Origin of the sequence: Kitasatospora sp. NPDC088346 (assembly GCF_044740765.1) — a bacterium.
In the GTDB taxonomy this organism is placed as follows: domain Bacteria; phylum Actinomycetota; class Actinomycetes; order Streptomycetales; family Streptomycetaceae; genus Kitasatospora.
Genome location: NZ_JBIURH010000012.1, coordinates 39188 through 64987 on the forward strand (window position 1 = coordinate 39188; position 25800 = coordinate 64987).

A 25800-nucleotide genomic window follows, 5' to 3' on the forward strand; every position below is an offset into this window, starting at 1 on the left:
CGAATCAACTGTGGTGGCGGCGCTGCGCGCTGACGTACCTTAGCGACTTCCGGAGGGGTCCACCGGGCCGGCCGCGGCGGCCGCGGTGCGCCGGGCGGCCCGGGCGTACCAGACGGCGCCGAGCGCGTAGACCACGGCGACGCCCGCGATCACGCCGACCGAACGGCCGTCCAGCGGCAGGACCAGGGCGGTCACCCCGGCCGCGGCCACGAAGGAGATGTTGAACAGGACGTCGTAGAGGGCGAAGACCCGGCCCCGGTACTCGTCCTCCACCGACTCCTGGACGAGGGTGTCCGCGCAGATCTTCGTGCCCTGGGTGACCACGCCGAGCAGCAGTGCCGCCACCATCGCCGGGACCTCCGCGAAGGACAGCCCCAGCGCCGGGACGAACACGGCGGCCGACGCCAGGCAGACGGTCATCCAGCCGGACAGGCCGAGCCGCCGGGTGCACCAGGGGCTCACCACCGCCGCGAGGAAGAAGCCGACGGCCGAGAACGCGACGGCCTGCCCGAGCGTGGCCAGGCCGGCCGCGCTGTCCTGCGAGCTGTTGAAGGTGTACCGGGAGAGCATCAGCACGACCACGATCAGCACCCCGTAGCAGAACCGGGCGATCGTGACGGCGACGAGTGCGTGCGCCGCCGGCCGGCAGTCGTGCACCAGGTGCCGGACACCCGCCAGCAGTCCCTGCCCGGCGGTGGCCAGGGCCTGCCGCAGTGGCGGCCGCCCGGGGTGCTGCGCCGGGCCCAGCAGGTCCAGCGGGATCCGCAGCGCCGCCAGTGCCGCGGCCAGGTAGAGCACGGCGGCCAGGGTGACCAGGACGGCGTCGGCCTGGCGTCCGGGCGGGAGCAGCTGGTGCACCAGGAAGCCGAGACCGCCGCCGGCCGCCGCGGCGACGGTGCCCAGGGTGGGGGAGACGGCGTTGGCCGTCACCAGCTCACCGGAGTCCACGACCCGCGGCAGGGCGGCGGAGAGACCGGCCAGGATGAACCGGTTGAGCGCGGTCACCAGCAGCGCGGCGGCGAAGAAGAGCCACTCCGGGGCCCCGCCGAGCAGCATGGCCGCGGTGGCCAGCCCGAGTCCGAACCGGGCCAGGTTGCCGAGCTGGAGCACCCGGCGCCGCCGCCAGCGGTCCAGCATCACGCCGGCGAACGGTCCGACCACGGAGAACGGCAGCAGCATCACGGCGAGGACGGCCGCGATGTCGGCGGGCGAGGACTGCCGCTCGGGGGAGAAGATCACGTAGGCGGCCAGCGAGACCTGGAAGACGCCGTCGGAGAGCTGCGAGAGCATCCGTACGGTCAGCAGGCGCCGGAAGTCCCGGCCGCGGACCAGCCTGCCCAGCGGGGTCCGGTGCGGGGTCTGCGGCTGTCCGTGCTCCGTGATCGACACCCGCCCAGGGTGCCATGCCGACGGCCCGTGTTTCACGTGAAACATGGGCCGGGAACGCCCGAGGGGGTCCCGGTGCTCGACCGGGACCCCCTCGGGTCACAGAGCGTCAGAAGGACTGAGCTCAGCGTTGGGCGGGCGCCGGGATCAGCGCTCGACCTCACCCTTGATGAACTTCTCGACGTTCTCGCGGGCCTCGTCGTCGAAGTACTGGACCGGCGGGGACTTCATGAAGTACGAGGAGGCCGACAGGATCGGGCCACCGATGCCGCGGTCCTTGGCGATCTTCGCGGCGCGGACGGCGTCGATGATGACACCGGCCGAGTTCGGGGAGTCCCAGACCTCGAGCTTGTACTCGAGGTTCAGCGGGACGTCACCGAAGGCGCGGCCCTCGAGGCGGACGTACGCCCACTTGCGGTCGTCGAGCCACGCGACGTAGTCGGACGGGCCGATGTGGACGTTCTTGGCGCCCAGCTCGCGGTCGCGGATCTGCGAGGTGACGGCCTGCGTCTTGGAGATCTTCTTGGACTCCAGGCGCTCGCGCTCGAGCATGTTCTTGAAGTCCATGTTGCCGCCGACGTTCAGCTGCATGGTGCGCTCGAGGACGACACCGCGGTCCTCGAAGAGCTTCGCCATCACGCGGTGCGTGATGGTGGCGCCCACCTGGGACTTGATGTCGTCACCGACGATCGGCACGCCGGCCTCGGTGAACTTGTCCGCCCACTCCTTGGTGCCGGCGATGAACACCGGGAGGGCGTTCACGAAGGCGACCTTGGCGTCGATGGCGCACTGGGCGTAGAACTTGGCGGCGGCCTCGGAGCCCACCGGCAGGTAGCAGACGAGGACGTCGACCTGGCGGTCCTTGAGGATCTGGACGACGTCGACCGGGGCCTCGTCGGACTCCTCGATGGTCTCCCGGTAGTACTTGCCCAGGCCGTCGAGGGTGTGGCCGCGCTGGACGGTGACGCCGGTCGGCGGCACGTCGCAGATCTTGATGGTGTTGTTCTCGCTGTTGCCGATGGCGTCGGCCAGGTCGAAGCCGACCTTCTTGGCGTCGACGTCGAAGGCGGCGACGAAGTCGACGTCACGGACGTGGTACTCGCCGAACTGCACGTGCATCAGCCCGGGGACCTTGCCGGCCGGGTCGGCGTCCTTGTAGTACTCGACACCCTGCACCAGCGAGGCGGCGCAGTTGCCCACGCCGACGATGGCTACGCGAACCGAACCCATTCCGGTTGCTCCCTGAGATCTCATGAGATCCGCCGTGGTTCAGCGGTTCTCGTTCAGCATCTGTATGACTGTCGTACTTGTCTGACGGGCGCACGAGGCGCCCTCACCTACCGTGAGCGCCGGGGCGCGCACGGTGCAGCGCTCCACTCAGGAACGCCCCGGGCGGTCGTGCGGTGGCCTCGGCGGGTCGAGGGACCCGGCCTCCTGGCCACGGCCGTCCGAAGTCTGTGGTGGGCCGGACTGGGGTCCGCCGCGGACGTTGCGGTTGGCCCGCTCGGTCTCGATCAGCTCGTTCAGCCATCGGACCTCGCGCTCCACCGATTCGAGACCGTGCCGCTGGAGTTCCAGCGTGTAGTCGTCGAACCGTTCGCGGGTGCGGGCGATCGAGCTCCGCATCCGCTCCAGCCGCTCCTCCAGCCGGCTGCGGCGGCCTTCCAGCACGCGCATCCGCACGGCCTTGTCCGTCCGGCCGAAGAAGGCGAAGTGCACTCCGAAGTGCTCGTCCTCCCAGGCGTCCGGACCGGACTCGGCGAGCAGCTCCTCGAAGCGCTCCTTGCCCTCCGGGGAGAGCCGGTAGACGATCTTCGACCGCTTGCCGTTGAGCGCGGTGGCGGGGACGTACTCGGAGTCCGGGTTGTCCTCGACCAGGAAGCCCTGGGCCACCAGGTTCTTCAGGCAGGGGTAGAGCGTGCCGTAGGAGAAGGCGCGGAACGACCCGAGCAGGACGTTGAGCCGCTTGCGCAGCTCGTACCCGTGCATCGGGGCGTCGTGGAGCAGACCGAGGACGGCGAATTCCAGCACTCCGGAGCGCCTGCTCACCCTGCCCGCCTCCTTCCCCTGCAGTCATGACGGCCGACCGCCGAGCGGCTTATGCCGTCCCGATGTATCGGCTCGATATATCGAGAACAGTAAACCTGGGTCACGGAACGAGCAAGGGGGGCTCGCGTGAACGTGATCACAAGCCGTCCGGAGCGGAATCGAACGTGCTTGTCGCGTGCGCACGGGCGGTGCTCCGCAACGGGCATGTAATGATCTGCCGGCCGTTTGCGGCTATTGCGACTTGATGCCCGATTAGTACGGTTTCAGAGATGCGTACGCTGTCGCGTGTGCACGAGGACCGCCATTGAGGAACCACCTGTTCCCGGGCGGGCCGGCCTCGGGCGCCGAGAACCCTGCCTTCAGGTCCGCAGGGCCTGACCGAGGAGTTGCTGAACGATGAGCGAACGACGGCGGAGGTCGTCCAACCCGGGCGACGGGGAGCAGTCTCCCGGCGGGGACGGCCGGAGCCCGTACGGCCACGGCGGTCCGGCGCAGGGTGCGTCCGGCTCCGGCGGCGGCCCCGACCAGCTGCGCTCCGACGGCATCCGGCGCGGTGTCCGGGAGACCGCTCAGCAGCCGCGGATGAGCCGGGCGGAGATGCGCCGGCAGGGCCAGAAGAACGGCGCCCGCGGTGACCAGCCGGGCCCCGGCGCCGGGCGGACCGGGAAGAACGGCAAGCCCGGGAAGAAGCGGTTCATCGACTACCCGAGGTTCGGCAAGTCCGGGTTCCGCCGGTGGCTGCCCTCCTGGAAGCTGGTGCTCAGCCTCTTCCTGATCTTCCTCGGCGGCGGCGTGGCCACGGTCGGGGTGGCGTACCAGATGACCCCGGTGCCGAAGCTGAACGACCTCGTGCACGAGCAGAACAACATCTACTACTGGGCCGACGGCTCGGAGATGACCCGCAAGGGCACCACCAACCGCCAGATCGTCGAGCTGGCGAACATAAGCCGGCCCGCTCAGGACGCGGTGATCGCGGCCGAGAACGAGTCCTTCCGCGACGACAGCGGCGTGGACCCCAAGGGCATCGCCCGCGCCGTCTACAAGATGGCCACCGGCGGTGAGACCCAGGGCGGCTCGACGATCACTCAGCAGTACGTGAAGAACGCGTACCTGAGCCAGGACCAGACCCTGACCCGCAAGATGAAGGAATTCTTCATCACCCTGAAGATCAACGGTCAGCAGTCCAAGGACGAGATCCTCACCGGGTACCTGAACACCGCCTGGTACGGACGCGGCGCGACCGGCATCCAGGCCGCCGCGCAGGCCTACTACGGCGTCGACGCCAAGGACGTGAACGTCTGCCAGGGCGCGATGCTGGCGGCCCTGCTCAAGGGCGCCGCGGTCTACGACCCGACGCTGAGCGACGGCAACCGCAAGAACATGCAGGAGCGCTGGACCTGGATCCTCGGCCGCATGGTGGCCACCAAGAAGCTCTCCCAGACCGACCGCGACGCGTGCGGCCAGGAGTTCCCCAAGCCGATCGACCGCAAGGCCCCGGCGAACATGAACGGCGAGGTCTACTACCTCGTCGACACCGCCAACAAGTTCCTGACCAGCAAGGACCCCTCGATCACCCAGCAGATGCTGGACAAGGGCGGCTACACGATCTACACCACCTTCGAGAAGGACAAGGTGGAGCAGCTCAAGAAGGCCGTCGACGACGTGCAGGCCGACTCGCTGAAGCCCGACAAGCGCGAGGCGGACAAGTTCGTCCAGGTCGGCGCCGCCTCGGTGCGGCCCGGTGACGGCGCGATCGTCGCCCTCTACGGCGGCCCCGGGATCGAGAACGGGCACTACTCCAACAACGCGGACAGCACCGGCGTCCCGGTCGGCTCGACCTTCAAGCCGTTCGTGCTGGCCACCGCGATGCAGACCGGCGTGCTGACCCAGACCGACAACCAGGGCAAGCCCAAGCGGATCAACTCGGCGTCGAAGTACCTGGCCGACGACAACTCCGAGATCCACCTGGCGAACGGCTCGCCCGCCATCGGCGACGACGGCAAGCCCTACCACCAGCGCAACGACAGCCGGAACAACCCGGGTTACGTCTCGCTGAAGACCGCCATGCAGTACTCGTACAACGTGCCGTTCGTCCAGCTCGGCCAGGACGTCGGCGGCAAGGCCGTCGAGGACATGGTGCTCAAGCTGGGCCTGCGTAAGGAGAGCCTGCGGCCGTCCTCCACCCTGACCTACCCGCTGGGCACCTCGACGCCGAGCTCGATCCGGATGGCGTCGGCCTACGCGGTGTTCGCCGCGCGCGGCCAGCAGGCCGATCCGTACTCGGTGAGCAAGGTGCTCAAGGACGGCAAGGAACTGCCCACCTTCACCAAGCAGCCGGCCAAGTCGGTGCTGGACCAGGCGGTCGCCGACAACGTCACCGACGTGCTGGAGAACGTGGCGAAGGCCGGTACCGGTACCAAGACCAACACCCTCGGGCGGCCGGTGGCGGGCAAGACCGGTACCACCGACGCCGGCACCTCGGCCTGGTGGGTGGGGTACACCCCGCAGCTGTCCACCGCGGTCGGCATGTGGCGCGAGGAGCCGGGCACGTCCAAGCTGCTCTCGCTGAACGGCACCGCCGGCCACGAGTCCGTGCACGGTGGTGACTTCCCGACCGACATCTTCACCCGGTACATGAAGCTGGCCCTCAACGGCCAGCCCAAGATGGACTTCCCGGACCCGGAGCCGATCGGCGAGGAGGTCGACTCCTCCGGTGCGCCGGTCTCGGCGTCGCCCTCGGCCTCGGCCAGCGACAGCCCGAGCGCCTCGGCGCCGGCCGAGCCGCAGCCCGGTCCGAGCGCGTCGGCCTCGCCGAGCGCCTCGCCGAGCGCCACAGCGCCGGACCCGGGCCCGTCCTGTCTGCTCGGGCCGCTGTGCCCGTCGTCCAGCCCGTCCAAGCCCACCGGCAAGCCGTCGGGCAGCAAGTCGGCCTCGCCCTCGGCGAGTACGTCGGGGAGCCAGGTTCCCGTCCCCTGACCGGTTCCGACCGATCCGGTGAGCCGTACCCGAACGCCGGCCGCCCCTCCCGGGGCGGCCGGCGTTCGGCCGTCCGGGGGAGGCCCGTCGGGAGGGGAGTCTCCTCGTGGGGCCGCCGGTGCGGCAGTATGTCCGCCATGACGTCGAGCACGCGTGACGAGGCCGCCGGGCCCGCCCCCGCCCCGGACCCGGTCGACCGGCCGCTGCCCAACACGGTGGTCGTCCCCGCGGACGAGGACCCGGTGGCGGCGGCCGGCAGTGAGTTCCTCGGCGGTCCGCCCGGCCGGCGGGCCCTGCTCGGGACCTCCTGGTGGATCCCGGCCCGGTTCCTGGCCCTGGTCGTGATCGTCGTCTACGTGCTCGGCATGGTGCAGAAGGCGCCCTGCTACGACGGCGGTTGGTTCCGCGGGGCGACCGCGCAGTACACCCACGCCTGCTACAGCGACATCCCGCACCTCTACTCGGGCCGCGGCTTCGACCAGGGGCTGCACCCCTACCTCGACAAGCTGCCGTCGCCCTCGCCGGACATGCAGTACCTGGAGTACCCGGTGCTCACCGGCCTGTTCATGCAGGTCGCCGCCTGGCTGACCACGCCGGACGGCACGCTGGAGCACCGCGAGCAGTGGTTCTGGGCCGTCAACGCGGTGATGCTGCTGATCTGCGTGGTGGTCGCGGTGGTGGCGGTGTCCCGCACCCACCGGCGAAGGCCCTGGGACGCGTTGCTGTTCGCACTGGCACCCTGCCTGGCGCTGGACGCCACCATCAACTGGGACCTGCTGGCGGTGGCGCTCACCGCGGTGGCGATGGCCTACTGGGCGAACTCCCGGCCCGGCTGGTCCGGGGTGTTCATCGGCCTGGCCACGGCGGCCAAGCTCTACCCGCTGCTGCTGCTCGGCCCACTGCTGGTGCTCTGCTGGCGGGCCGGCCGCTGGCGGGCGTTCGGCCAGGCCCTCGGCGGCGCGGTCGGCGCCTGGCTGGTGGTCAACCTGCCGGTCATCGTCGCCAACCGGGACGGCTGGGCGACCTTCTACACCTTCAGCCAGACCCGCAAGGAGGACTTCGGCTCGTTCTGGCTGATCCTCATGCAGGACCGCAACGAGCAGCTGGCCACCCTCAACACCTGGATCGGCGCGCTGCTGGTGGCCTGCTGCCTGGGCGTCGGCTGGCTGGCGCTGTCCGCCCCGCGCCGTCCGCGCTTCGCGCAGCTGGCCTTCCTGGTGGTCGCCGCGTTCGTGCTGACCAACAAGGTCTACTCGCCGCAGTACGTGCTCTGGCTGATCCCGCTGGCGGCGCTGGCCCGGCCGCGCTGGCGCGACTTCCTGATCTGGCAGGCCTGCGAGGCGCTCTACTTCCTGGGCGTCTGGTCCTACCTGGCCTACATCGGCGACTCCAAGCAGCACGGCATCGGCCAGGACTGGTACCACGTGGCGATCGTGCTGCACCTGGTCGGCACGCTCTACCTGTGCTTCATGGTGGTCCGCGACATCCTCCACCCGGACCGCGACCCGGTCCGCTGGGACGGCAGCGACGACCCCTCCGGCGGCGTGCTGGACTACACGCCGGACCGCTTCGTGCTCGGCACCGCCCGGCGGCTGCGCGAGGAGGCGACCTACGCGCAGTACGCCCCCGCGGGTGAGCCGGACTGGCTGACGCCGAGCACCGCGGCCGAGCTGGACGCCCGGCCGGTGGACGTGGTGCCGACCGACGTGGTGTCGGTCGAGAAGCGGGTCGGACCGGAGGCCTAGGCCGGACAGGGCCCAGCGGTCAGCGGTCCGCCACCCGGTCGAAGTGGGTGGTGGTGTGGCGGACGTTCAGCGACAGCTCGTCCCCGATCGCCGGGGGCTTGCTGTCGGACGGCAGGAACAGGATCGACACCTGCATGTGCGGCGGCTCCGCGAACCAGAGCTGGCGGCCGTCCCAGGCGTAGGGCGAGAGCGTGCGGTTGACGGTGGCGAGCCCGGCCCGGGCGAGTCCCTTGGCCCGCGGCACCACGCCGTGGACGTACTTGGGGGCCTCCAGGCCCACACCGTGCGCGGTGCCGCCGGTGACCACCAGCAGGTTCCCGTCCGAGGGGGCCTTGTGCTGGCGGTAGCCGTACCGCTCGCCCTTGGCGATCGGGGTGACGTCCAGGACGGTGGCGCGGGCCTGGAGGGCGCCGACCTCGCCGAGCCACAGCCGGGTGCCGATCCGGGACCGGAAGGCCGTCCCGGGGAACCGCTGCCGCAGTCGGCCGAGGTCGGTGGAGGCCAGGTGGCTGAGGAAGACCGTGCCGACCGGCAGCCCGGCCGCGGCGATCGCGGTGACCCACTGCGCGACCTCGGCCACCGGGTCGGAGCCGTCCGGCCGGTCCAGCGGCAGGTGCAGGGCGAAACCCTCCAGGACCAGGCCGTCCAGCGCGAGGCGGCCGAGGTCGCCGGGGGCGATGCCGTGCCGGCGCATGGTGGTCATGCACTCCACCACCACCCGTGAGCCGGTCGGCACCGAACGCAGCACCTCGGCGTGGGCGACCGTGCGGATGGTCCGCCCGGCCGGCCCGGCCTCGGGCTCCCCGGCCCGGTACGGGGTGAGCACCAGGACGTCGCCGGGGAACGCCGCGCCGACCTCGGCCGCCTCCGCGCCGGTGCCGACGGCCAGCAGACCCGCGCCCATCCGCACCGCCTCCGCGGCCAGCCGAATGTTGCCGAAGCCGTACCCGTTGCCCTTGGCGACCGGCACCAGACCGGGGAACTCGGCCAGTACGGACTGCTGGTGGGCCCGCCAGCGGGCGGTTTCCACGGACAACGAGAGGGTCATTCGTGCTCTCCCCGGGGGTGAGTCGAGTCGACGGGTGGGCCGACGGTCGGTCAGCGGCGGGACATGTAGAGGTCCAGTGCCTTGTGGAGCAGCTTGTTCAGTGGGAAGTCCCACTCGCCGAGGTACTCGGCGGCCTGGCCGCCGGTGCCCAACTTGAACTGGATCAGCCCGAACAGGTGGTCGTTCTCGTCGAGGGTGTCGCTGATGCCCCTCAGGTCGTAGACGCTGCCGCCCAGCGCGTAGGCGTCGCGGATCATCCGCCACTGGATCGCGTTGGACGGTTTGACCTCGCGCTTGTGGTTGGCGGAGGCGCCGTAGGAGTACCAGACGTGCTCGCCGACGGTCAGCATGGTGGTCGCGGCGAGGGGCTCGCCGTCGTGGTAGGCGAGGTAGAGCCGCATCCGGTTGGGGTCCTCGGCGGTGAGCGCCTTCCACATCCGTTGGAAGTAGGCCAGCGGGCGGGGGGTGAAGCCGTCCCGGTCGGCGGTGACGACGTACAGCTGGTGGAAGACGGCCAGCTCGTCGTAGCCGCCCTGGACGACCTCGACGCCGCTCTTCTCGGCCTTCTTGATGTTGCGCCGCCAGAGCTGGTTGAAGCCGCGCTGGACGTCCTCCAGCGAACGGCTGGCCAGCGGCACCTGGAACACGTACCGCGGCTGGACGTCGCCGAAGCCGGCGCCGCCGTCGTCGCCCTGCAGCCAGCCGGCCCCGCGCAGCCGGTCGGCCACCTCGAAGGCGCGCGGTTCGTACCAGTCGGGGTCGACGTCGCGCAGCCGCTTGGCCTCCTGGCCGGCGATCGCCTCCTTGATGGTCGGCGCGTCCCAGCGCCTGATCACCACCGGCGGGCCCATCTTCACCGAGAAGGCGCCCTGTGACTTCAGGTGGGCGAGCATCGGCTCCAGCCAGCGGCCCAGGTCCTGGTCGAACCAGTCGATCACCGGGCCCTCGGGCAGGTAGGCCAGGTACCGCTTGAGCTTGGGCAGCTGGCGGTAGAGCACCAGGCCGGCGCCGACCAGCTCGCCGTCCGGGTCGAACCACCCCAGGCTCTCGGACCGCCACTCCGCCTTCACCTCGGCCCAGGACGGCACCTGCATGTGACTGGCGGAGGGCCGGCTCGTGACGAAGGCCAGGTGCTCCTCGCGGGTGATGGTCCTCAGACGCAGGCTCATTCTCGGGTGCTCCTCCTCGGTGGGCCGATCCAGGGACTGACCCTAGCGCCCGAATGGTCCGTTTCGGGTGGTGCGGGCCGGACACGACACCGCCCTCCTTGCGGACCTCTGCACAGGTATCTACGCAAGGAGGGCGGTGAAGGTTACGGGCGCTCGCCGGGGCTCAGTTCGCGGATCGGAGCTCGCGCACCGGCGCGCGCCTCACCACAGTCCGCCGTGGGCGATGCCGAGGTAGAACCCGATGGCGGACATGCCGAGCGAGATGACCAGCACGAACCGTTCGGCCGTGGTCACCGACACGAACTGGCCCCACAGGGCGACGGCGATCCCGAACAGGCCGGTCCAGGACGTGAGCATGTGCAGGCCGTAGAACCAGCAGCTGATGAAGGCCACCAGGCCCAGCACGGCGGAGATGCCGACCAGGGTGTTCTCCCGCGGGTGCGGGCGGCCGTCGGTGTTGAGGGTGAACGCGGGCATTCGGCGGACAGTCTGTGCCATGAGGACCCACCTCCGTCGGAGGAGGCACGCCCGCTGGAGCGGGCATGCCGTTCTGTCCAGGTTGCTGCCGTATGGCGTGGATCACAACCCCTGCGCACGGTGGACCGGGGAGTTTGGTTGGGCCGTCCGTGGCCAGGTAGGCTGTGCGGTCTGCACTGGTGTAGTTGTGCCCCTTCATGCCCGTTCGCGGGTCGGGGCCCGTTGTCGGACCCCCGCACTACGGTGGGGAGGGTCGGGCACTGCTCCGGTGCCGACGCTGCACAACCCTCCTGCCACGGAGAGACCGTGGCCGTTGAGTCCAAAGGAGGTGGGTTCCACATGCGTCACTACGAGCTGATGGTCATCCTCGACCCGTCGGTCGAGGAGCGCGCTGTCTCCCCCCTGATCGAGAACTTCCTCAACGTCGTCCGCACCGCGGGCGGCAAGGTGGAGAAGATCGACACCTGGGGCCGGCGCCGTCTGGCTTACGAGATCAACAAGCAGTCCGAGGGCATCTACTCGGTCATCGACCTGAAGGCCACGCCTGAGGTCGTCAAGGAGCTCGACCGTCAGCTGAGCCTGAGCGAGTCGGTTCTGCGGACCAAGGTCCTGCGCCCGGACACCCACTGAACCACCTCTGACGCCCTCGGGCGCCAGATGGTTCACGTCCGCTGTTTCACGTGAAACAGCGGGCGAGCACCGCAGAACTCCGTTCCGAGAGGTCATCACCACCATGGCAGGCGAGACCGTCATCACCCTCGTCGGCAATCTCGTCGACGACCCCGAGCTGCGCTTCACCCCGTCGGGTGCGGCGGTCGCGAAGTTCCGTATCGCGTCCACCCCGCGCACCTTCGACCGTCAGACGAACGAGTGGAAGGACGGCGAGAGCCTCTTCCTCACGTGCAACGTCTGGCGTCAGCCGGCGGAGAACGTGGCCGAGTCGCTGCAGCGCGGCATGCGCGTGATCGTGCAGGGCCGACTGCGCCAGCGGTCTTACGAGACCAAGGAAGGCGAGAAGCGGACGGTCTTCGAGGTCGAGGTCGACGAGGTGGGCCCGAGCCTGCGCTCGGCGACCGCCAAGGTCACCCGCGCCAACCGCTCCGGCGGCCCCGGTGGCGGCCAGGGCGGCTCCGGTGGCGGCTTCGGCGGCCAGCAGGGCGGCGGCGGGTACGGCGGCGGCAACCAGGGTGGTGGCGGCTGGGGTGGAAACTCCGGCGGCGGCCAGTCCGGTCCGTCCGACGACCCGTGGGCGTCCAGCGCCCCCTCTGGTGGAAACCAGGGCGGCGGCGGTGGCTGGGGAGCCCCGTCCGGTGGCGGCTTCTCGGAAGAGCCCCCGTTCTAAGCGGTACTGAAGCGGTGCGCGCCGGGCCCTCGCGGGCCCAGGCATGCTGAGAGATTTCGTGCGGTCCGCCGGTGTTTTTGCAGGCACCCGGACCGTCAACCCAAATGGAGCACATGATGGCGAAGCCGCCTGCTCGCAAGCCGAAGAAGAAGGTTTGCGTCTTCTGCAAGGACAAGGTCACGTACGTCGACTACAAGGACACCAACCTGCTTCGGAAGTTCATTTCCGACCGCGGGAAGATCCGTGCCCGTCGAGTGACCGGCAACTGCACCCAGCACCAGCGTGACGTCGCCACGGCCGTGAAGAACAGCCGCGAGATGGCACTGCTGCCCTACACCTCCACCACGCGCTAAGAGAGGGTGACCGAAGAATGAAGATCATCCTCACTCACGAGGTCCCTGGCCTCGGCAGCGCCGGCGAGGTCGTCGAGGTCAAGGACGGCTACGCCCGCAACTTCCTGGTCCCGCGTGGCTTCGCCATCCGCTGGACCAAGGGCGGCCAGAAGGACGTCGACGCGATCCGTCGCGCTCGCAAGATCCACTCGATCCAGACCCTTGAGGCCGCCAACGAGGTCAAGGCCAAGCTCGAGGGCCTGCAGATCAAGCTGGCCGTCCGTTCGGGCGACGCCGGCCGTCTGTTCGGTTCGGTGACCCAGGCCGACGTCGTCGACGCCATCAAGGCGGCCGACGGCCCGGCCGTGGACAAGCGCGCCGTCGCGATCGCCTCGCCGATCAAGACCGTGGGCACCCACAAGGTCTCGGTCAAGCTGCACTCCGACGTCCAGGCCAACCTCGACGTCAACGTCGTGGCTGCCTGATCGCGTAGTCCGCAGTAGCCCGAGGGCCGGGCTCCTCCTCGGAGGAGCCCGGCCCTCGGCGTCTGCCGGGCCTGTGCCGTGCGCCCCCCGGTGGGCCGGCGGCAGGGTTGCAGGGCGGCAGGTGGTCGGCGTCCGCCGGCAGTCTCAGGCCCTGACCGCGCCGGTCACCAGCCAGCCGCCGCCGCGCACCCGCAGCACCAGGAAGCACGCGCGCAGCAGCATGAACAGGTTCATCGCCCACCACAGCGCGACCAGCCCACCGCCGAGGGCCGGCACCGCCAGCGCCACCGGGGCGAAGACCGCCAGGGTGGCCAGCATCGCCCCGGCCAGGTAGCCGCCGTCGCCCGCGCCCATCAGCACCCCGTCCAGCACGAACACCACCCCGCCCACCGGCTGGGTGAGCGCCGCCAGCAGCAGCACGGCGGTCAGGTGGCCGCGGACCGCCGGATCGGCGCTGAACAGCGGCACGTACAGCGGCGCGGTCAGCACCATCAGCAGCCCCAGCAGCACCCCCGAGCCGATGCCCCACTCGACCATCCGCCGGGTGGCGGCCCGGGTGCCGGGGACGTCGCCGGCCCCGAGGTGGCGGCCGATGATGGCCTGGCCGGCGATGGCGATCGCGTCCAGCGCGAAGGCGACGAAGGTCCACACCGTCATGGCGATCTGGTGCGCGGCCATCTCGGCGTCCCCCAAGGTGGCGGCGACCGCGGTGGCGATCAGCAGGGCCCCGCGCAGGCTCACCGTCCGGACCACGAGCGGGCCGCCGGCCCTGGCGCAGGCCCGGATGCCGACCGGGTCGGGCCGCAGCCCGGCGCCCTCGCGCCGGGCCCCGCGGACCACCACGACGAGGTAGGCGGCCGCCATCGCGTTCTGCGCCAGGACCGTGCCCCAGGCGGAGCCGGCGACGCCCAGGCCGGCGCCGTACACCAGGCCGAGGTTGAGGAGGATGTTGGCGCCGAAGCCGCCGACCGCGACCAGCAGCGGGGTCCGGGTGTCCTGCAGACCGCGCAGTACCCCGGTGGCCGCCAGCACCATCAGCATGGCGGGGATGCCCAGCGCGCTGATCCGCAGGTAGGTGACGGCGTACGGGGCCGCGGTCGGCGAGGCGCCCAGCAGGTCGGCCGCCTGCGGGGCGAGCGCCAGGGTGAGGGCGACCATGCCCAGCGAGAGCAGCAGGGCGAGCCAGATGCCGTCGATGCCCTGCTGCACGGCGGCCCGGCGGTCGCCGGCGCCGATCCGCCGGGCGACCGCGGCGGTGGTGGCGTAGGCGAGGAAGACGAACACCCCGGTCGCGGTGGTCAGCGCGGCGGAGGCCACGCCCTGGCCGGCCAGCTGGGCGGTGCCGAGGTGGCCGACGATGGCCGAGTCGGCGAGCAGGAACAGCGGCTCGGCGACCAGCGCGCCGAAGGCCGGCACCGCGAGGCGGAGGATCTCCCGGTCGTGCCGCCGGCGGTGGGGGGCGGGGGTGGTCATGGCTGCCAGCCTACTCATCCACAGGTAAGAGATGAAAGTGGTCTTGGACACTTACTGGTGACCGGACCCGAAAGGCTGTGGACAGTCGTGAAGCACGGGTTGACGAGCTGTGTGAAGAATTTCTCATGCACAGCCCCCAAAAGGGGTCGATGCAGGTCAGCGAGTTGACACCAGGGCGATCGTGTGGTTATCCACAGAGGTGTCCACAGGGTTGTTCACAGGTTTGGGTCGGTTCTCCACAGGCAGGGCCTCGTTATCCACACAGCCTGTGGATAACCATGTTGGCCGATCGGCCCCCGGCCCCGTAGCGTGGACGCCGCCCCGACTCCACCCGCCCGGCGACACCGCCCGGCCCGGCGCGGATGTGTCGGCCCGCTGGCGTAAGAAGGAGAGGACGCGCCATCGGTACGGCCGCTCCAACTGGCTCCACACTCGCTGATCGGGGAAGACGCGTGACCGGCCCCCAGTACGACGACCACGACGTCCCTCCCCCGCCGGAGGACGACTGGCAGCCGTCCGACGACGCCTTCCCCAGCAGCCCGTTCCCGGACGGCCCCGGCGACCGCCTACCCGTCGCCCGCCGCCGCGACGGCGGGGGCTCCGGCGGTGGCCCGGGTGGCTCCGGCAACGGTTCCAAGGGCGGCAAGGGCGGCTTCCAGGGCGGCAAGGGCGGTGGCCGGGGCGACCGCCGCGGCCGCGACGACGGGGACCGTCCCGAGGAGGGCTCCGCCGGTGGCGAAGGCTTCGAGCGGGTCCCCCCGCAGGACCTCGCGGCCGAGCAGTCCGTCCTCGGCGGCATGCTGCTCTCCAAGGACGCCATCGCCGACGTGGTCGAGGTGCTCAAGCCCGCCGACTACTACCGCCCCGCCCACGAACTCATCCACGGCGCGATCCTCGACCTCTACGCCCGCGGCGAGCCCGCCGACCCGATCACCGTCGCCGGCGAGCTCACCAAGCGCGGCGAACTCGTCCGCGTCGGCGGCCCCGGCTACCTGCACACCCTGGTCAACTCCGTCCCCACCGCGGCCAACGCCGAGTACTACGCCGAGATCGTCCACGAGCGCGCCGTCCTGCGCCGCCTGGTCGAGGCCGGCACCCGGATCGCCGGCATGGGGTACGCCGCCGAGGGCGACGTCGACGAGATCGTGAACGCCGCCCAGGCCGAGATCTACGCCGTCACCGAGCAGCGCACCAGCGAGGACTACGCCCCGCTCGCCGACATCATGGAAGGCGCCCTCGACGAGATCGAGGCGATCGGCTCCCGGGCCGGCCAGATGTCCGGCGTCCCGACCGGCTTCGCCGACCTCGACTCCCTGACGAACGGGCTGCACCCGGGACAGATGATCGTCATCGCGGCCCGACCCGCGATGGGAAAGTCCACCCTGGCCCTGGACTTCGCCCGGGCCTGCTCGATCCACAACAACCTGCCGAGCGTGATCTTCTCGCTCGAAATGGGACGCAACGAGATCGCGATGCGCCTGCTCTCCGCGGAGGCGCGGGTCGCGCTGCACCACATGCGGTCCGGCAACATGACGGACGAGGACTGGACCCGGGTCGCGCGGCGGATGCCGGACGTCACCAACGCCCCGCTCTACATCGACGACTCGCCGAACCTGTCGATGATGGAGATCCGGGCCAAGTGCCGCCGGCTGAAGCAGCGTCAGGACCTCAAGCTGGTGGTCATCGACTACCTCCAGCTGATGCAGGCGGGCGGCTCCCGGCGGGCCGAGAGCCGCCAGCAGGAAGTCTCCGACATGTCGCGAAACCTGAAGCTGCTGGCCAAGGAACTGGAACTGCCGGTCATCGCGCTGTCCCAGCTGAACCGCGGCCCCGAGCAGCGCACGGACAAGAAGCCGATGGTCTCCGACCTGCGCGAGTCCGGCTCGATCGAGCAGGACGCCGACATGGTGATCCTGCTGCACCGCGAGGACGCCTACGAGAAGGAGTCCCCCCGGGCCGGCGAGGCCGACCTGATCGTGGCCAAGCACCGTAACGGCCCGACGGCGACCATCACGGTGGCCTTCCAGGGCCACTACTCGCGCTTCGTGGACATGACCCGGGACGTGACCTGAGCCGCAGCGGGCCTTGGCGCACGAGCACTTCACACGGTGAAAGCCCGGTCCGGGCGTGATTCCCACCGTGCACGAAGGTGAGAAGGAGCACGGGCGGACCCGGTACACGCTGGTGGAGACGGAGCACGGCCGTGCCTGGGGCGTCTGCGCCGAGGCGGAAGGGCTGTTCGGAGAACCCCGACGCGGGACCTACGAGCTGTTCGGCTGGGTTCCACAGACAGCCGTACGCGGCTGGGTCGGCAGCCGGGTGTGGCTGGTGCCGGAGGACACGGCGCTCGATCCCTGGCTGTTGGAGGACGTGGAGAGCCCGGGGGAGCACCCCGGGACGGACAGTCTCGTGCTCACCGGACTGGACGACTACGAAGGACCATCCGAGGGATACCGGGGCCCGGTCCGAGTGCACGACGGGCACCGGTGGCTGGGCTCCTGTCGGGAATTCGCCCGGGTCCTGCCGGCGAGGAGACCGGCGCCGCCGCTCGTCCTTCGGGGGCTCTCCCCGGCCGAGCCACTGCGGGCGGCACTGACGAAGGGCACCCGGAAGGCGTTGGACCTGGAGCACGCCGCCCTGGAGATCCACGACGACCGGGGCGAGCCGCTCACCGATCGACCGATGTGGACCAGAGTCAGCGCCTGGCGCCCGTCCTCGTACGGGACGGACCTGATCGACCTGGAACTCGACGGGGAACACTTCACGCCCGTTCCCGCGTACGCCCGGCCCGTCTGGGAGCGGTGGTTCGCCGGGCCGCCGGACACCCCGGGAGCCTGGGCCGGCCTCGACACCCGGCGCCGCGGGGCCTGGCTCGACCTTGTCCGTGAACGCGGCTGCCGGCGAACCCGCCGCGATCGGTCGGCTGGTCACGCCTACGAACAGCACAGGGTCCGCGCATGCGGGCGGTCCCAAAATCCTTGCGTCCAGGCGTGGTTGTGCGACGCGGTGTTTTATGGCCTGCGCCGGGGGTGGGTACGTTCGGACGCATGGATTGGAACTTTCGGAGCGCCGGGGAACTCGCCGCCGCCCTGCGTGCCGGTGACGTGACCTCGGCGGAGCTGACCGACCGGGCGATCGCCCTCGTCGAGCGGGACGACGTGGCGGTCAACGCGATATGTGTGCCGGACTTCGACCGTGCGCGGGCCGCCGCGCGCGACGCCGACCGGGCGCGCGCCCGCGGTGAGGATCGGCCGCTGCTGGGCATTCCGGTGACGGTCAAGGAGTCCTACGACGTCGCCGGGCTGCCGACGACCTGGGGGATGCCGTCGCACCGGGACTACGTGCCGGCCGAGGACGCGGTGCAGGTGTCGCGGCTCAGGGCCGCGGGCGCGGTGGTGCTCGGCAAGACCAACGTGCCGCTCGGGCTGCAGGACGTCCAGACCTTCAACGAGATCTACGGCACCACCAACAACCCGTGGGACCACGGCCGCACCGCCGGCGGGTCCTCCGGCGGATCGGCGGCGGCCCTGGCGTCCGGATTCGGCGCGCTGTCCATCGGGTCCGACATCGGCGGTTCGCTGCGCACCCCCGCGCACTTCTGCGGCGTCTACGCCCACAAGCCGACGCTCGGGCTGGCGGCGACCCGCGGCATGGTCCCGCCGTCCGTGCCCGCCCTGCCGGTCGACGGGGACCTCGCCGTCGTCGGTCCCATGGCGCGTACCGCCGGCGACCTCACGCTCCTGCTCGACGTGATGGCCGGACCGGACCCGCTGACGTTCGGGGTGGCACACGAGGTGACGCTGCCGCCCGCCCGCCACGAGCGGCTCCGCGACTTCCGGGTCCTGGTCCTGGACGAGCATCCGCTCATCGCGACCGGTGCCGCCGTGCGGGCGGGCGTGGACCGGGTCGCCGGGGCGCTGGTCGCCGGCGGCGCCCGGGTCGAGCGGGCCGGCCTGCTGCTGCCCGACCTGGCCGAAGCCGCGCTGGTCTACACGCAGTTGCTGTTCTCCGGTTCCGCCGCGCGTCTCCCGGTCGAGGCGTACGTGCAGTTGCGGGCCCGCGCCGCCGGGCTGAGCGCGAACGACCGGAGTCTCGGTGCCGCCCGGCTGCGCGGCGCGGTGTTCAGCCACCGCGAGTGGGTGGAGGCGAACAGCCGTCGCGAGCTCCACCGCCACGGCTGGCGGCGGTTCTTCGCCGAGTTCGACGTCGTGGTGTGCCCCGTCACGCCCACCCCGGCGTTTGCGCACGACCACGATCCCGACCTGATGAACCGCCGGATCGACATCGACGGCGTCGCGTACCCGTACCTGGACCAGCTCGTCTGGGCCGGTCTGGCCACCATGCCCGGGCTGCCCGCCACCGCCGTGCCGGCGGGCCGCTCACCCGAGGGGCTGCCGGTGGGTGTGCAGCTCATCGGGCCGATGTTCGAGGACCGTACGCCGCTGAGGCTGGCCGAACTGCTCGAACGGGAGATCGGCGGCTTCCGGGCACCGGAGTAGGCCGCGCGGCCGGTGACGGGTGGTGCTGCTGTCCGGGGTCGGCCGGGCGGGGGTCAGACCGTCAGGACGACGGCGCCGCGGACGGCGGGCCGGGCGAGGTGGGCGTGGGCGTCGGCGGCCTGGTCGAGGGGGTAGGCGGCGGCGATGCGGGTGGTGAGGCGGCCGTCCTCGGCGAGCTTGGTGATCTCGCCGAGCTGGCGGCCGTCCGGGCGGACGTTGACCACGACGACCCGGATGCCGCGCTGGCTCTCGGGGGCGGCCGGGGGGCGGACGGCGAGGAAGGTGCCGCCGTCGCGGACGGCGGGGAGCAGGGCGGCACCGGTCAGGGCGGTGTCGAGGACGGCGTCGACACCCGCGGGGACGAGGGCGCGGACGGTGGCGACGGCGTCGTCGCCGGCTTCGACGAACTCCGCGCCCAGGGCGGTGAGCGCGTCACGGTCGGCGGCCCGGGCGACGGCGACGACCCGTGCGCCGCGGTAGCGGGCGAGCTGGGTGGCGAAGTGGCCGAGGTTGCCGGCCGCGCCGGTGACCAGCAGGGTCTGGCCCTCGCGCAGGTCGGCGGCGTCCAGGGACTGCAGGGCGGTGAGGCCGTTCAGCGGGAGGGTGGCGGCCTCCACGGCGGTCAGACCGGCGGGGGCGGGGGCGACGGCGGCAGCGGGCAGCACCGCGTAGTCGCCGTGGGTGCCGTTGCGGGTGGCGAACCAGTGGGTGAGGCCGATCACCGGGTCGCCGGTCCGCAGGTCCTCGACGCCTTCGCCGACGGCGTCGACGATGCCGGCGGTGTCCCAGCCGAGGCGGTACGCGGGCTGCTCGGGGAGGAGGGCGGCGAGGAAGCCGGCCCGGACCGCGACGTCCGCCGGGTGGATCGCGAGGGCCTGGTTGCGGATCCGGACCTCGCCGGGGCCGGGCGCGGGCCGGTCGATCTCCGCGATCTCTGCGGTCTCCGGTCCGCCGAACGTCTTGACGAGGACTGCGCGCATGGCGGCGCTCCTTCTCCCTGGGTGGTTCCTGGTGACGCTGTCGAGGCTGTCACCGGTGGGCCGGGCTGAGGAGAGGAGCGTTCTGCCTGGGATCGGCGGTCCCGGGTTGGGGCCGTCCCCGGTCGGGACCGTCTCCGGTCGGGGTCAGAGCGTGACGGTGGCGCGGAAGACCTCGGCCCCCGGACCGTCGAGGGCGGTGTCGGTGCCGGTGGCGGGCAGGAAGGCGGACTGGCCGCGGACGAGGGTGAGGGCGGCGCCGTCGGCCCGGGTGAGGCGGGCGGTGCCCTCGGTGCAGAGCAGGATCTGCGGGGCGCGTCCGTCGAGCCGGCGGGTCTCCGGGCCGAGGGTGAAGCGGGACAGCCGGAACTCGTCGATCGGCACCGGGTAGTGGCGTTCGCCGTCCGGGCCGGGTTCGGGCCGCAGGACCCGGGGCTGCTCCGCGCGGAACTCCACCACCCGCAGCAGCTGCGGGACGTCCACGTGCTTGGGGGTGAGCCCGCAGCGCAGCACGTTGTCGGAGTTGGCCATCAGCTCGATGCCGGTGCCGCGCAGGTAGGCGTGCGGAACGCCGGCGCCCAGGTAGAGCGCTTCGCCGGGGGCGAGCACGATGTGGTTGAGCATCAGGGCGGTGATCAGGCCGGTGTCGCCGGGGTGGCTGCGTCCGGCGAAGGCGTAGCCGGCGAGCATGCCGGTGGGGTCGCCGTCGGCGGCGGCCTCGATGGCGGTGGCGACCTCGGCGACCAGCGGCCGGGCGGTGTCGGCGGGCATCGACAGGACGGTGGCCAGGACGCCGCTGAGCGCCTCGGGCTCGGGCTTGGTCCGCAGCAGCTCGATCAGCGGGTCGAGGCCCGGGACGCCGAGGGAGGCCATCAGATCGGCGGTGTCGGCGGGCCGGCGGAAGCCGCAGAGTCCTTCGAACTCGCTGAGCGCGCAGATGAGTTCGGGCTTGTGGTTGGCGTCCTTGTAGTTGCGTTCGGCCGCGTCGAGGGGGATGCGGCGGCGCTCCTCGTCCGCGTAGCCGGCGCGGGCCTGTTCGAGGGTGGGGTGGGCCTGCACGGACAGCGGGGTGCCGGCGGCCAGGACCTTGAGCAGGAACGGCAGGGTGGGGCCGAACTTCGCGGTGGTGGCGGCGCCGAGTTCGCGCTCCGGGTCGGCGGAGATCAGCTCGGCCAGGGTCCGGGGGCCGTCGCCGCGGTCGACCAGCGAGGGCGAACCGGGGTGGGCGCCCATCCAGAGCTCGGCCTGCGGCTCGCCGGTGGGCTCCTGCCCGAGCAGCTCGGGGATGGCGGTGGCAGAGCCCCAGGCATAGGGGCGGACGGTGTTGCGGAGCCTGTCCATGACGCTGTCCTTGATCCGTTCCCTATCCGGTCGGCCGGTGAGGCTCAGACTCTAGCCGAGTGCCGTGAGCGGCCCGTGGGCCAGCGGTGCGGGGCCACCCGCCCGGGCGCGCCTACCCGGCATTCCCCCGGGCTTGCTTCCAAGCTGGTAGCGCACGGGGCCGGTGGGCCCGCCGCGCCGACCAGGGAGCTGAAGTGACGCCGTCGCCGCCCGACGAGACCGCCGGACCGGACCGGGCGGAGCAGGGCCGGCCGCCGGTCAGGCCGCTGGAGGTGGAGGTCTTCACGGGTCCGGAGACGGCCTTCTTCGCCACGTCGAGCCTGATCATGGGGGAGCGCACGGCGATCCTGGTGGACGCGCAGCTGACCCGCACCGCGGGCCGGGAGCTGGCGGAGTGGGTGGCGGGCAAGGACCGCCAGCTGCTGGCGATCGTGATCACCCACCGGCACCCGGACCACTACTTCGGCGCGGAGGAGGTGCTGCGGCTCTTCCCGGCCGCGCAGCTGCTGGCCGCCCCGCCGGTGGTGGCGGGGATCGCGCACACGGCGGCGGCCAAGGTGGCGCAGTGGAAGCCGGTCTTCGGGGCGGACATCCCGGACCAGCCGCTGGTACCGGCCCCGCTGCTGCCGCAGCCGCTGATGATCGACCGGCAGCTGATCCGGGTGCTGCCGCTCGGGCAGGGCGACAGCGCCGACTCGACGGTGGTGCACATCCCGAGCATCGCCACCGTGCTGGCCGGCGACTTCGTCTACAACGGCACCCACGTCTGGACCGCCGACACCGACCCGGGCCAGCGGACGGAGTGGGCGAACAACCTGGGCCGGATCGCCGAGCTCGGCGCCCGCCGGGTGGTGGCCGGGCACCGGGCGCCGGGGCAGGACGACGACGCGGCGCGGGTGCTGGGGTTCACCGGGGAGTACCTGCGGCACTTCGACCGGGCGCTGGCCGCGCACCCGCACGACCCGGAGGCGCTGGCCGCGGCGGTCAACGAGCGGTACGGCGCGCTGACGCTGCCGGCGATCCTGGAGCTGGGCGCGGCCGCGGCCACCGCGCCGCGCACCGCCGAGCTGCGCCGGATGGAGCCGCACGAGCGCGAGGACGCGACGGACGACATCATCGACGCGGAGATCGTCGAGGACCCCTGACCGGCCCCGCCCGGCCCGCCCGGTCTGTCGGAGGACGCGGTGCCCGTCCGATACTGGGGGGATGACGGCGTACGACGCGGTGGTGCTGGCGGGCGGCGCGGCGACCCGGCTCGGCGGGGCGGACAAGCCGGGGCTGGTGGTCGGCGGGCGGACGCTGCTGGAACGGGTGCTGGCGGCGTGCGCCGGCGCCGGTACGACGGTGGTGGTCGGGCCGGCCAGGCCGACCGGGTCCGGGCCGGTGCGCTGGACCCGCGAGGACCCTCCCGGCGGCGGGCCGGTCGCGGCCCTCGCCGCGGGACTGGCGGAGGTCACCGCGGAACGCACCCTGCTGCTCGCCGCCGATCTGCCGTTCCTGGACGGCCGCACCCTGGACCGGCTGCTCGCGGCGCTCGACGACCCCGAGCCGGACGCCGCGGTGCTGGTGGACGCGGACGGCCGCGACCAGCCGCTCACCGGTGCGTACCGGACGGCCGCCCTGGTCACCGCCCTCGACCGGCTGGGCGACCCGGCGGGCCGGCCGTTGCGGCGGCTGCTGGCACCGCTGCGCACCGTGCGGCTGGCGGATCCCGGCGGTGCGGCGCTGGACTGCGACACCTGGGAGCAACTGGCGGCGGCCCGGCGCCGGGCCGGCCTCCCGACCGGTCACGCGGTGGGCCTCACGGCGGGCGGACCGGGCGGGTGAGCGAAACGACCCGCGATGCTCACCGCCCGCGGCTCGGCCGCGCCGCCGGCATCGGGCAGCATGGGGCTATGGAGCGCACGCTGGATGACTGGATGGCCCTGGTCGGCACGGAGCTGGGCATCGACCTGGCGGTCGACGTGCCGGAGCTGCTGGACCTGGCCCGGGTGGTCGCGCACGGGGTGGCCCGCCCGGCGGCCCCGCTGACGGCCTTCCTGGTGGGCTACGCGGCGGCGCAGCAGGGCGGCGGCCCGCAGGCGGTGACGGCGGCGGGCGCCCGGGTGGCCGCGCTGGCCGAGCGCTGGGCCGCGGAGGAGCGGCCGTGACGGCGGTGCGGGAGTCGGGGCAGCCGGGCCAGGGCACCATGGCGGCCGGCGGCGGGGCGGCCGGGGAGCCGCCGCTGCGCGACTGCCCGTGGCCGACGGCCCGCAACACGGCCCGGTCGGCGGGCGCTCGGCCGTCGCCGGTGCGGTCGGTGGAGCTGGCCGCGGCGCTCGGGCACACGCTGGGGCGTCCGCTGGCCGCGCTGACCGATCTGCCGGCCTTCGACACCTCGGCGATGGACGGGTGGGCGGTGGCCGGGCCGGGCCCGTGGCGGACGGTGGGCCGGGTGCTCGCCGGGCAGGACGCGGCGCCGCTGGCGGACGGGACGGCGGTGGAGATCGCCACCGGTGCGCTGCTGCCGCCGGGGGCGACCGGGGTGCTGCGCCGGGAGCACGGCCGGGTGGAACGGGGTCTGCTGCGCGGCGCGGCGCTCGTCCCGGGCCAGGACGTGCGGCCGCGGGGGCAGGAATGCCGGCGCGGCGAGGAGCTGCTGCCGGCCGGGACGGTGGTCACGCCGGCGGTGCTGGGGCTGGCCGCGGCGGCGGGGCACGACCGGCTCGCCGTGCACCACCGGCCGACCGTGGAGCTGCTGGTGCTCGGTGACGAGCTGCTGGACTCGGGTCTGCCCGGGCCCGGGCTGGTGCGGGACGCCCTCGGGCCGCTGCTGCCGCCGTGGCTGGCGGCGGCGGGCGCGGAGCTGATAGCCCGCCGGCACGTGCGGGACGACTTCGGGTCGCTGCGGGACGCGGTGCGGCGTTCGCCCGCGGACCTGGTGGTGACCACGGGCGGGACGGCGGCCGGGCCGGTGGACTTCCTGCACGCCGCGCTGGCCGACGCGGGCGCGCGGCTGCTGGTGGACGGGGTGGCGGTGCGGCCCGGGCACCCGATGCTGCTGGCCGGGCTGCCGGGCGGCCGGCACCTGGTGGGGCTGCCGGGCAATCCGCTGGCAGCGGTGGCGGGCGCGTTGACGCTGGCGCTGCCGCTGCTGGACGCGCTCAGCGGCCGGCCGGTGCCGGGGCGCCGGACCGACCGGGCGGCGGGCGCGCTGCCGGGGCATCCGGTGGACACCCGGCTGCTGCCGGTGGTCAGGACCGTGGACGGCGTGGTGCCGCTGGCCTTCGACGGTCCGGCGATGCTGCGCGGTCTGGCGCTGGCCGAGGCGCTGGCGGTGGTGGTGCCGGGCGGCGTGCCGGAGGGTGGCCGGGTGGAGCTGCTCGACGTGCCGTGAGCGGGTTCAGGGCCGGGCGGGCCTGATCACGATGACCCGGTCGGTGAGCTGCAGGGCGGCGGCCTCGGGCTCGGTGTAGTTGAGCACCCGGCGGCCGCGGACCACGGCGATGACCAGGTCCTCGCAGTCGCGGGGGCTGCGGCCGGCCTCGGCCCTGGTGATCGGCCGCTCCATGACGTCGAGGCCGTTGCCGTAGGTGAGCAGGTCCTCCATGACGGAGCCGGCGTGCGGGCTGAGGGTCGACATGCCGAGCAGCCGGCCGGCCGAGCTGGAGCTGGTGACCACCACGTCGGCGCCGCTCTGGCGCAGCAGCGGGGCGTTCTCGTCCTCGCGGACGGCGGCGACCACGGTGGCCGCCTTGTTGAGCTGCCGGGCGGTCAGGGTGATCAGGGCCGCGGTGTCGTCCCGTTCGGGGGCGACGACCACCTGGGAGGCGCGGGGGAGTTCGGCGCGCAGCAGGGTGTCGGTGCGGGTGGCGTCGCCGACCACGCCGGCGATGCCGTCCAGTGCGGCCTGTTCGATGACCTTGCGCTGGGGGTCGACGACCACGATCGACTCCTTCGGGACGCCCTGGACGAGCAGGGTGTCGACGGCGCTGCGGCCCTTGGTGCCGTAGCCGATGACGACGGTGTGCTCGCGCACGGTGTTCCTCCAGCGTTCGATCCGCCACTGGTGGCGGGTCCGTTCGGTGAGCACTTCGAGGGTGGTGCCGACCAGGATGATCAGGAAGACCACGCGCAGCGGTGTGATCACCAGGATGTTGATCAGCCGGGCGCTGTCGCTGACCGGGGTGATGTCGCCGTAACCGGTGGTGGAGAGGGTGACGGTGGCGTAGTAGGCGGCGTCCAGCAGGTCGACCGAGCCGTCCGAGTTGTCGCTGTACCCGGCCCGGTCGAGCCAGACCACCAGGGTGGTGAGGGCGAGCACCCCCAGCGCCATCAGCAGGCGGCGGGCGACCTGGACCAGGGGCGGGGTGGGCGTCCTGGTGGGGAGCAGGACGCGGTGCGCGACGTCGGGATCGGGTGCGACGCGGTGCCGGGACTGGCGCGGGGGCGCCGTGCGGCTGTTCGGTCCGGTGGCGGGGTCGGTGTGGGGCACAGGGTCAAGCATGCGGTGCGGGTCGGC

21 protein-coding genes and 2 pseudogenes are annotated in these 25800 nt (G+C 72.4%); 13 read left to right on the plus strand and 10 right to left on the minus strand.

Translation table 11 applies throughout. The annotated features are described in order from the left end of the window. Window positions 1-39: 39 nt before the first annotated feature. The 3 genes from ACIOFR_RS18070 to ACIOFR_RS18080 all read right to left on the minus strand — a co-directional run bounded on the left by ACIOFR_RS18070 (window position 40) and on the right by ACIOFR_RS18080 (window position 3435). The gene (locus tag ACIOFR_RS18070) at window positions 40-1389 is read right to left on the minus strand and encodes an MFS transporter (RefSeq protein ID WP_400998076.1); all 1350 of its coding nucleotides are present in this window, start codon (window positions 1387-1389) and stop codon (window positions 40-42) included. 144 nt (window positions 1390-1533) lie between these two features. Next, on the minus strand, window positions 1534-2616 hold the full coding sequence (locus ACIOFR_RS18075) for an inositol-3-phosphate synthase (protein ID WP_400998079.1): 1083 nt from the start codon (window positions 2614-2616) through the stop codon (window positions 1534-1536). A 147-nt stretch (window positions 2617-2763) separates the two neighbouring features. Next, on the minus strand, window positions 2764-3435 hold the full coding sequence (locus ACIOFR_RS18080; RefSeq protein WP_400998082.1) for a PadR family transcriptional regulator: 672 nt from the start codon (window positions 3433-3435) through the stop codon (window positions 2764-2766). Window positions 3436-3831: 396 nt separating this feature from the next. On the opposite strand from ACIOFR_RS18080, the gene ACIOFR_RS18085 reads away from it, so the two are divergent. Together ACIOFR_RS18085 and ACIOFR_RS18090 are read left to right on the plus strand one after the other, a co-directional pair. Then, window positions 3832-6411, plus strand: coding sequence for a transglycosylase domain-containing protein (locus tag ACIOFR_RS18085; protein WP_400998085.1), 2580 nt, complete (start codon window positions 3832-3834; stop codon window positions 6409-6411). A gap of 137 nt (window positions 6412-6548) precedes the next feature. Further along, window positions 6549-8156 (plus strand): glycosyltransferase family 87 protein, encoded by a 1608-nt coding sequence (locus tag ACIOFR_RS18090; protein WP_400998088.1) that lies wholly within the window; start codon window positions 6549-6551, stop codon window positions 8154-8156. A gap of 19 nt (window positions 8157-8175) precedes the next feature. Here the strand turns inward: ACIOFR_RS18090 and ACIOFR_RS18095 are convergent, their stop codons facing one another. The 3 genes from ACIOFR_RS18095 to ACIOFR_RS18105 form a co-directional block, all read right to left on the minus strand. Continuing rightward, entirely contained in the window at window positions 8176-9204 is a 1029-nt protein-coding gene (locus tag ACIOFR_RS18095; protein ID WP_400998090.1) for an alanine racemase, read from the minus strand. A gap of 50 nt (window positions 9205-9254) precedes the next feature. Then, on the minus strand, window positions 9255-10373 hold the full coding sequence (locus ACIOFR_RS18100) for a lipid II:glycine glycyltransferase FemX (protein ID WP_400998093.1): 1119 nt from the start codon (window positions 10371-10373) through the stop codon (window positions 9255-9257). A 201-nt stretch (window positions 10374-10574) separates the two neighbouring features. Beyond that, the gene (locus tag ACIOFR_RS18105; RefSeq protein WP_400998096.1) at window positions 10575-10871 is read right to left on the minus strand and encodes a hypothetical protein; all 297 of its coding nucleotides are present in this window, start codon (window positions 10869-10871) and stop codon (window positions 10575-10577) included. A gap of 318 nt (window positions 10872-11189) precedes the next feature. On the opposite strand from ACIOFR_RS18105, the gene rpsF reads away from it, so the two are divergent. The 4 genes from rpsF to rplI all read left to right on the plus strand — a co-directional run bounded on the left by rpsF (window position 11190) and on the right by rplI (window position 13009). Continuing rightward, a complete protein-coding gene (rpsF, locus tag ACIOFR_RS18110; protein WP_033821230.1) occupies window positions 11190-11480 on the plus strand; it encodes a 30S ribosomal protein S6 in 291 nt (96 codons plus the stop codon). 103 nt (window positions 11481-11583) lie between these two features. Further along, window positions 11584-12192 carry a single-stranded DNA-binding protein gene (locus ACIOFR_RS18115; protein WP_371498280.1) on the plus strand — a complete coding sequence of 203 codons (609 nt, stop codon included), beginning with the start codon at window positions 11584-11586 and terminating at the stop codon, window positions 12190-12192. Window positions 12193-12308: 116 nt separating this feature from the next. Next, window positions 12309-12545 carry a 30S ribosomal protein S18 gene (gene rpsR / locus ACIOFR_RS18120; RefSeq protein ID WP_033821237.1) on the plus strand — a complete coding sequence of 79 codons (237 nt, stop codon included), beginning with the start codon at window positions 12309-12311 and terminating at the stop codon, window positions 12543-12545. A gap of 17 nt (window positions 12546-12562) precedes the next feature. Beyond that, on the plus strand, window positions 12563-13009 hold the full coding sequence (gene rplI, locus ACIOFR_RS18125) for a 50S ribosomal protein L9 (RefSeq protein WP_400998100.1): 447 nt from the start codon (window positions 12563-12565) through the stop codon (window positions 13007-13009). A gap of 144 nt (window positions 13010-13153) precedes the next feature. On the opposite strand, the gene ACIOFR_RS18130 is transcribed toward rplI, so the two are convergent. Further along, window positions 13154-14482, minus strand: a complete 1329-nt coding sequence (locus ACIOFR_RS18130) for an MATE family efflux transporter (RefSeq protein WP_400998103.1) — start codon at window positions 14480-14482, stop codon at window positions 13154-13156. A gap of 452 nt (window positions 14483-14934) precedes the next feature. On the opposite strand from ACIOFR_RS18130, the gene dnaB reads away from it, so the two are divergent. The 3 genes from dnaB to ACIOFR_RS18145 are packed head-to-tail and all read left to right on the plus strand — an operon-like array spanning window position 14935 to window position 18981. Next, window positions 14935-16554 (plus strand): replicative DNA helicase, encoded by a 1620-nt coding sequence (gene dnaB / locus ACIOFR_RS18135; protein ID WP_400998106.1) that lies wholly within the window; start codon window positions 14935-14937, stop codon window positions 16552-16554. A 55-nt stretch (window positions 16555-16609) separates the two neighbouring features. Beyond that, complete coding sequence (locus tag ACIOFR_RS18140) at window positions 16610-17590, plus strand: hypothetical protein (protein ID WP_400998109.1); 981 nt, start codon at window positions 16610-16612, stop codon at window positions 17588-17590. Then, complete coding sequence (locus tag ACIOFR_RS18145; RefSeq protein WP_400998112.1) at window positions 17530-18981, plus strand: amidase; 1452 nt, start codon at window positions 17530-17532, stop codon at window positions 18979-18981. The genes ACIOFR_RS18140 and ACIOFR_RS18145 overlap by 61 nt, the downstream gene beginning before the upstream one ends. Window positions 18982-19034: 53 nt before the next feature. Here the strand turns inward: ACIOFR_RS18145 and ACIOFR_RS18150 are convergent, their stop codons facing one another. Further along, complete coding sequence (locus ACIOFR_RS18150; RefSeq protein WP_400998114.1) at window positions 19035-19961, minus strand: NADP-dependent oxidoreductase; 927 nt, start codon at window positions 19959-19961, stop codon at window positions 19035-19037. A 144-nt stretch (window positions 19962-20105) separates the two neighbouring features. Next, window positions 20106-21299 (minus strand): mannose-6-phosphate isomerase, class I, encoded by a 1194-nt coding sequence (gene manA / locus ACIOFR_RS18155; protein ID WP_400998117.1) that lies wholly within the window; start codon window positions 21297-21299, stop codon window positions 20106-20108. A 194-nt stretch (window positions 21300-21493) separates the two neighbouring features. On the opposite strand from manA, the gene ACIOFR_RS18160 reads away from it, so the two are divergent. The 4 genes and pseudogenes from ACIOFR_RS18160 (at window position 21494) to ACIOFR_RS18175 (ending at window position 24675) form a co-directional block, all read left to right on the plus strand. After that, on the plus strand, window positions 21494-22444 hold the full coding sequence (locus ACIOFR_RS18160) for an MBL fold metallo-hydrolase (protein ID WP_400998120.1): 951 nt from the start codon (window positions 21494-21496) through the stop codon (window positions 22442-22444). Between the two features lie 61 nt (window positions 22445-22505). Beyond that, window positions 22506-23074, plus strand: a pseudogene (locus tag ACIOFR_RS18165) (molybdenum cofactor guanylyltransferase); the annotation flags it as partial. A 108-nt stretch (window positions 23075-23182) separates the two neighbouring features. Further along, window positions 23183-23449: pseudogene (locus ACIOFR_RS18170) on the plus strand (DUF6457 domain-containing protein); the annotation flags it as partial. Window positions 23450-23487: 38 nt separating this feature from the next. Beyond that, window positions 23488-24675: a molybdopterin molybdotransferase MoeA gene (locus ACIOFR_RS18175; RefSeq protein ID WP_400998472.1), complete on the plus strand. Its 1188-nt coding sequence runs from the start codon at window positions 23488-23490 to the stop codon at window positions 24673-24675. A 6-nt stretch (window positions 24676-24681) separates the two neighbouring features. On the opposite strand, the gene ACIOFR_RS18180 is transcribed toward ACIOFR_RS18175, so the two are convergent. Beyond that, the gene (locus ACIOFR_RS18180) at window positions 24682-25773 is read right to left on the minus strand and encodes a potassium channel family protein (protein WP_400998122.1); all 1092 of its coding nucleotides are present in this window, start codon (window positions 25771-25773) and stop codon (window positions 24682-24684) included. Window positions 25774-25800: the final 27 nt, after the last annotated feature.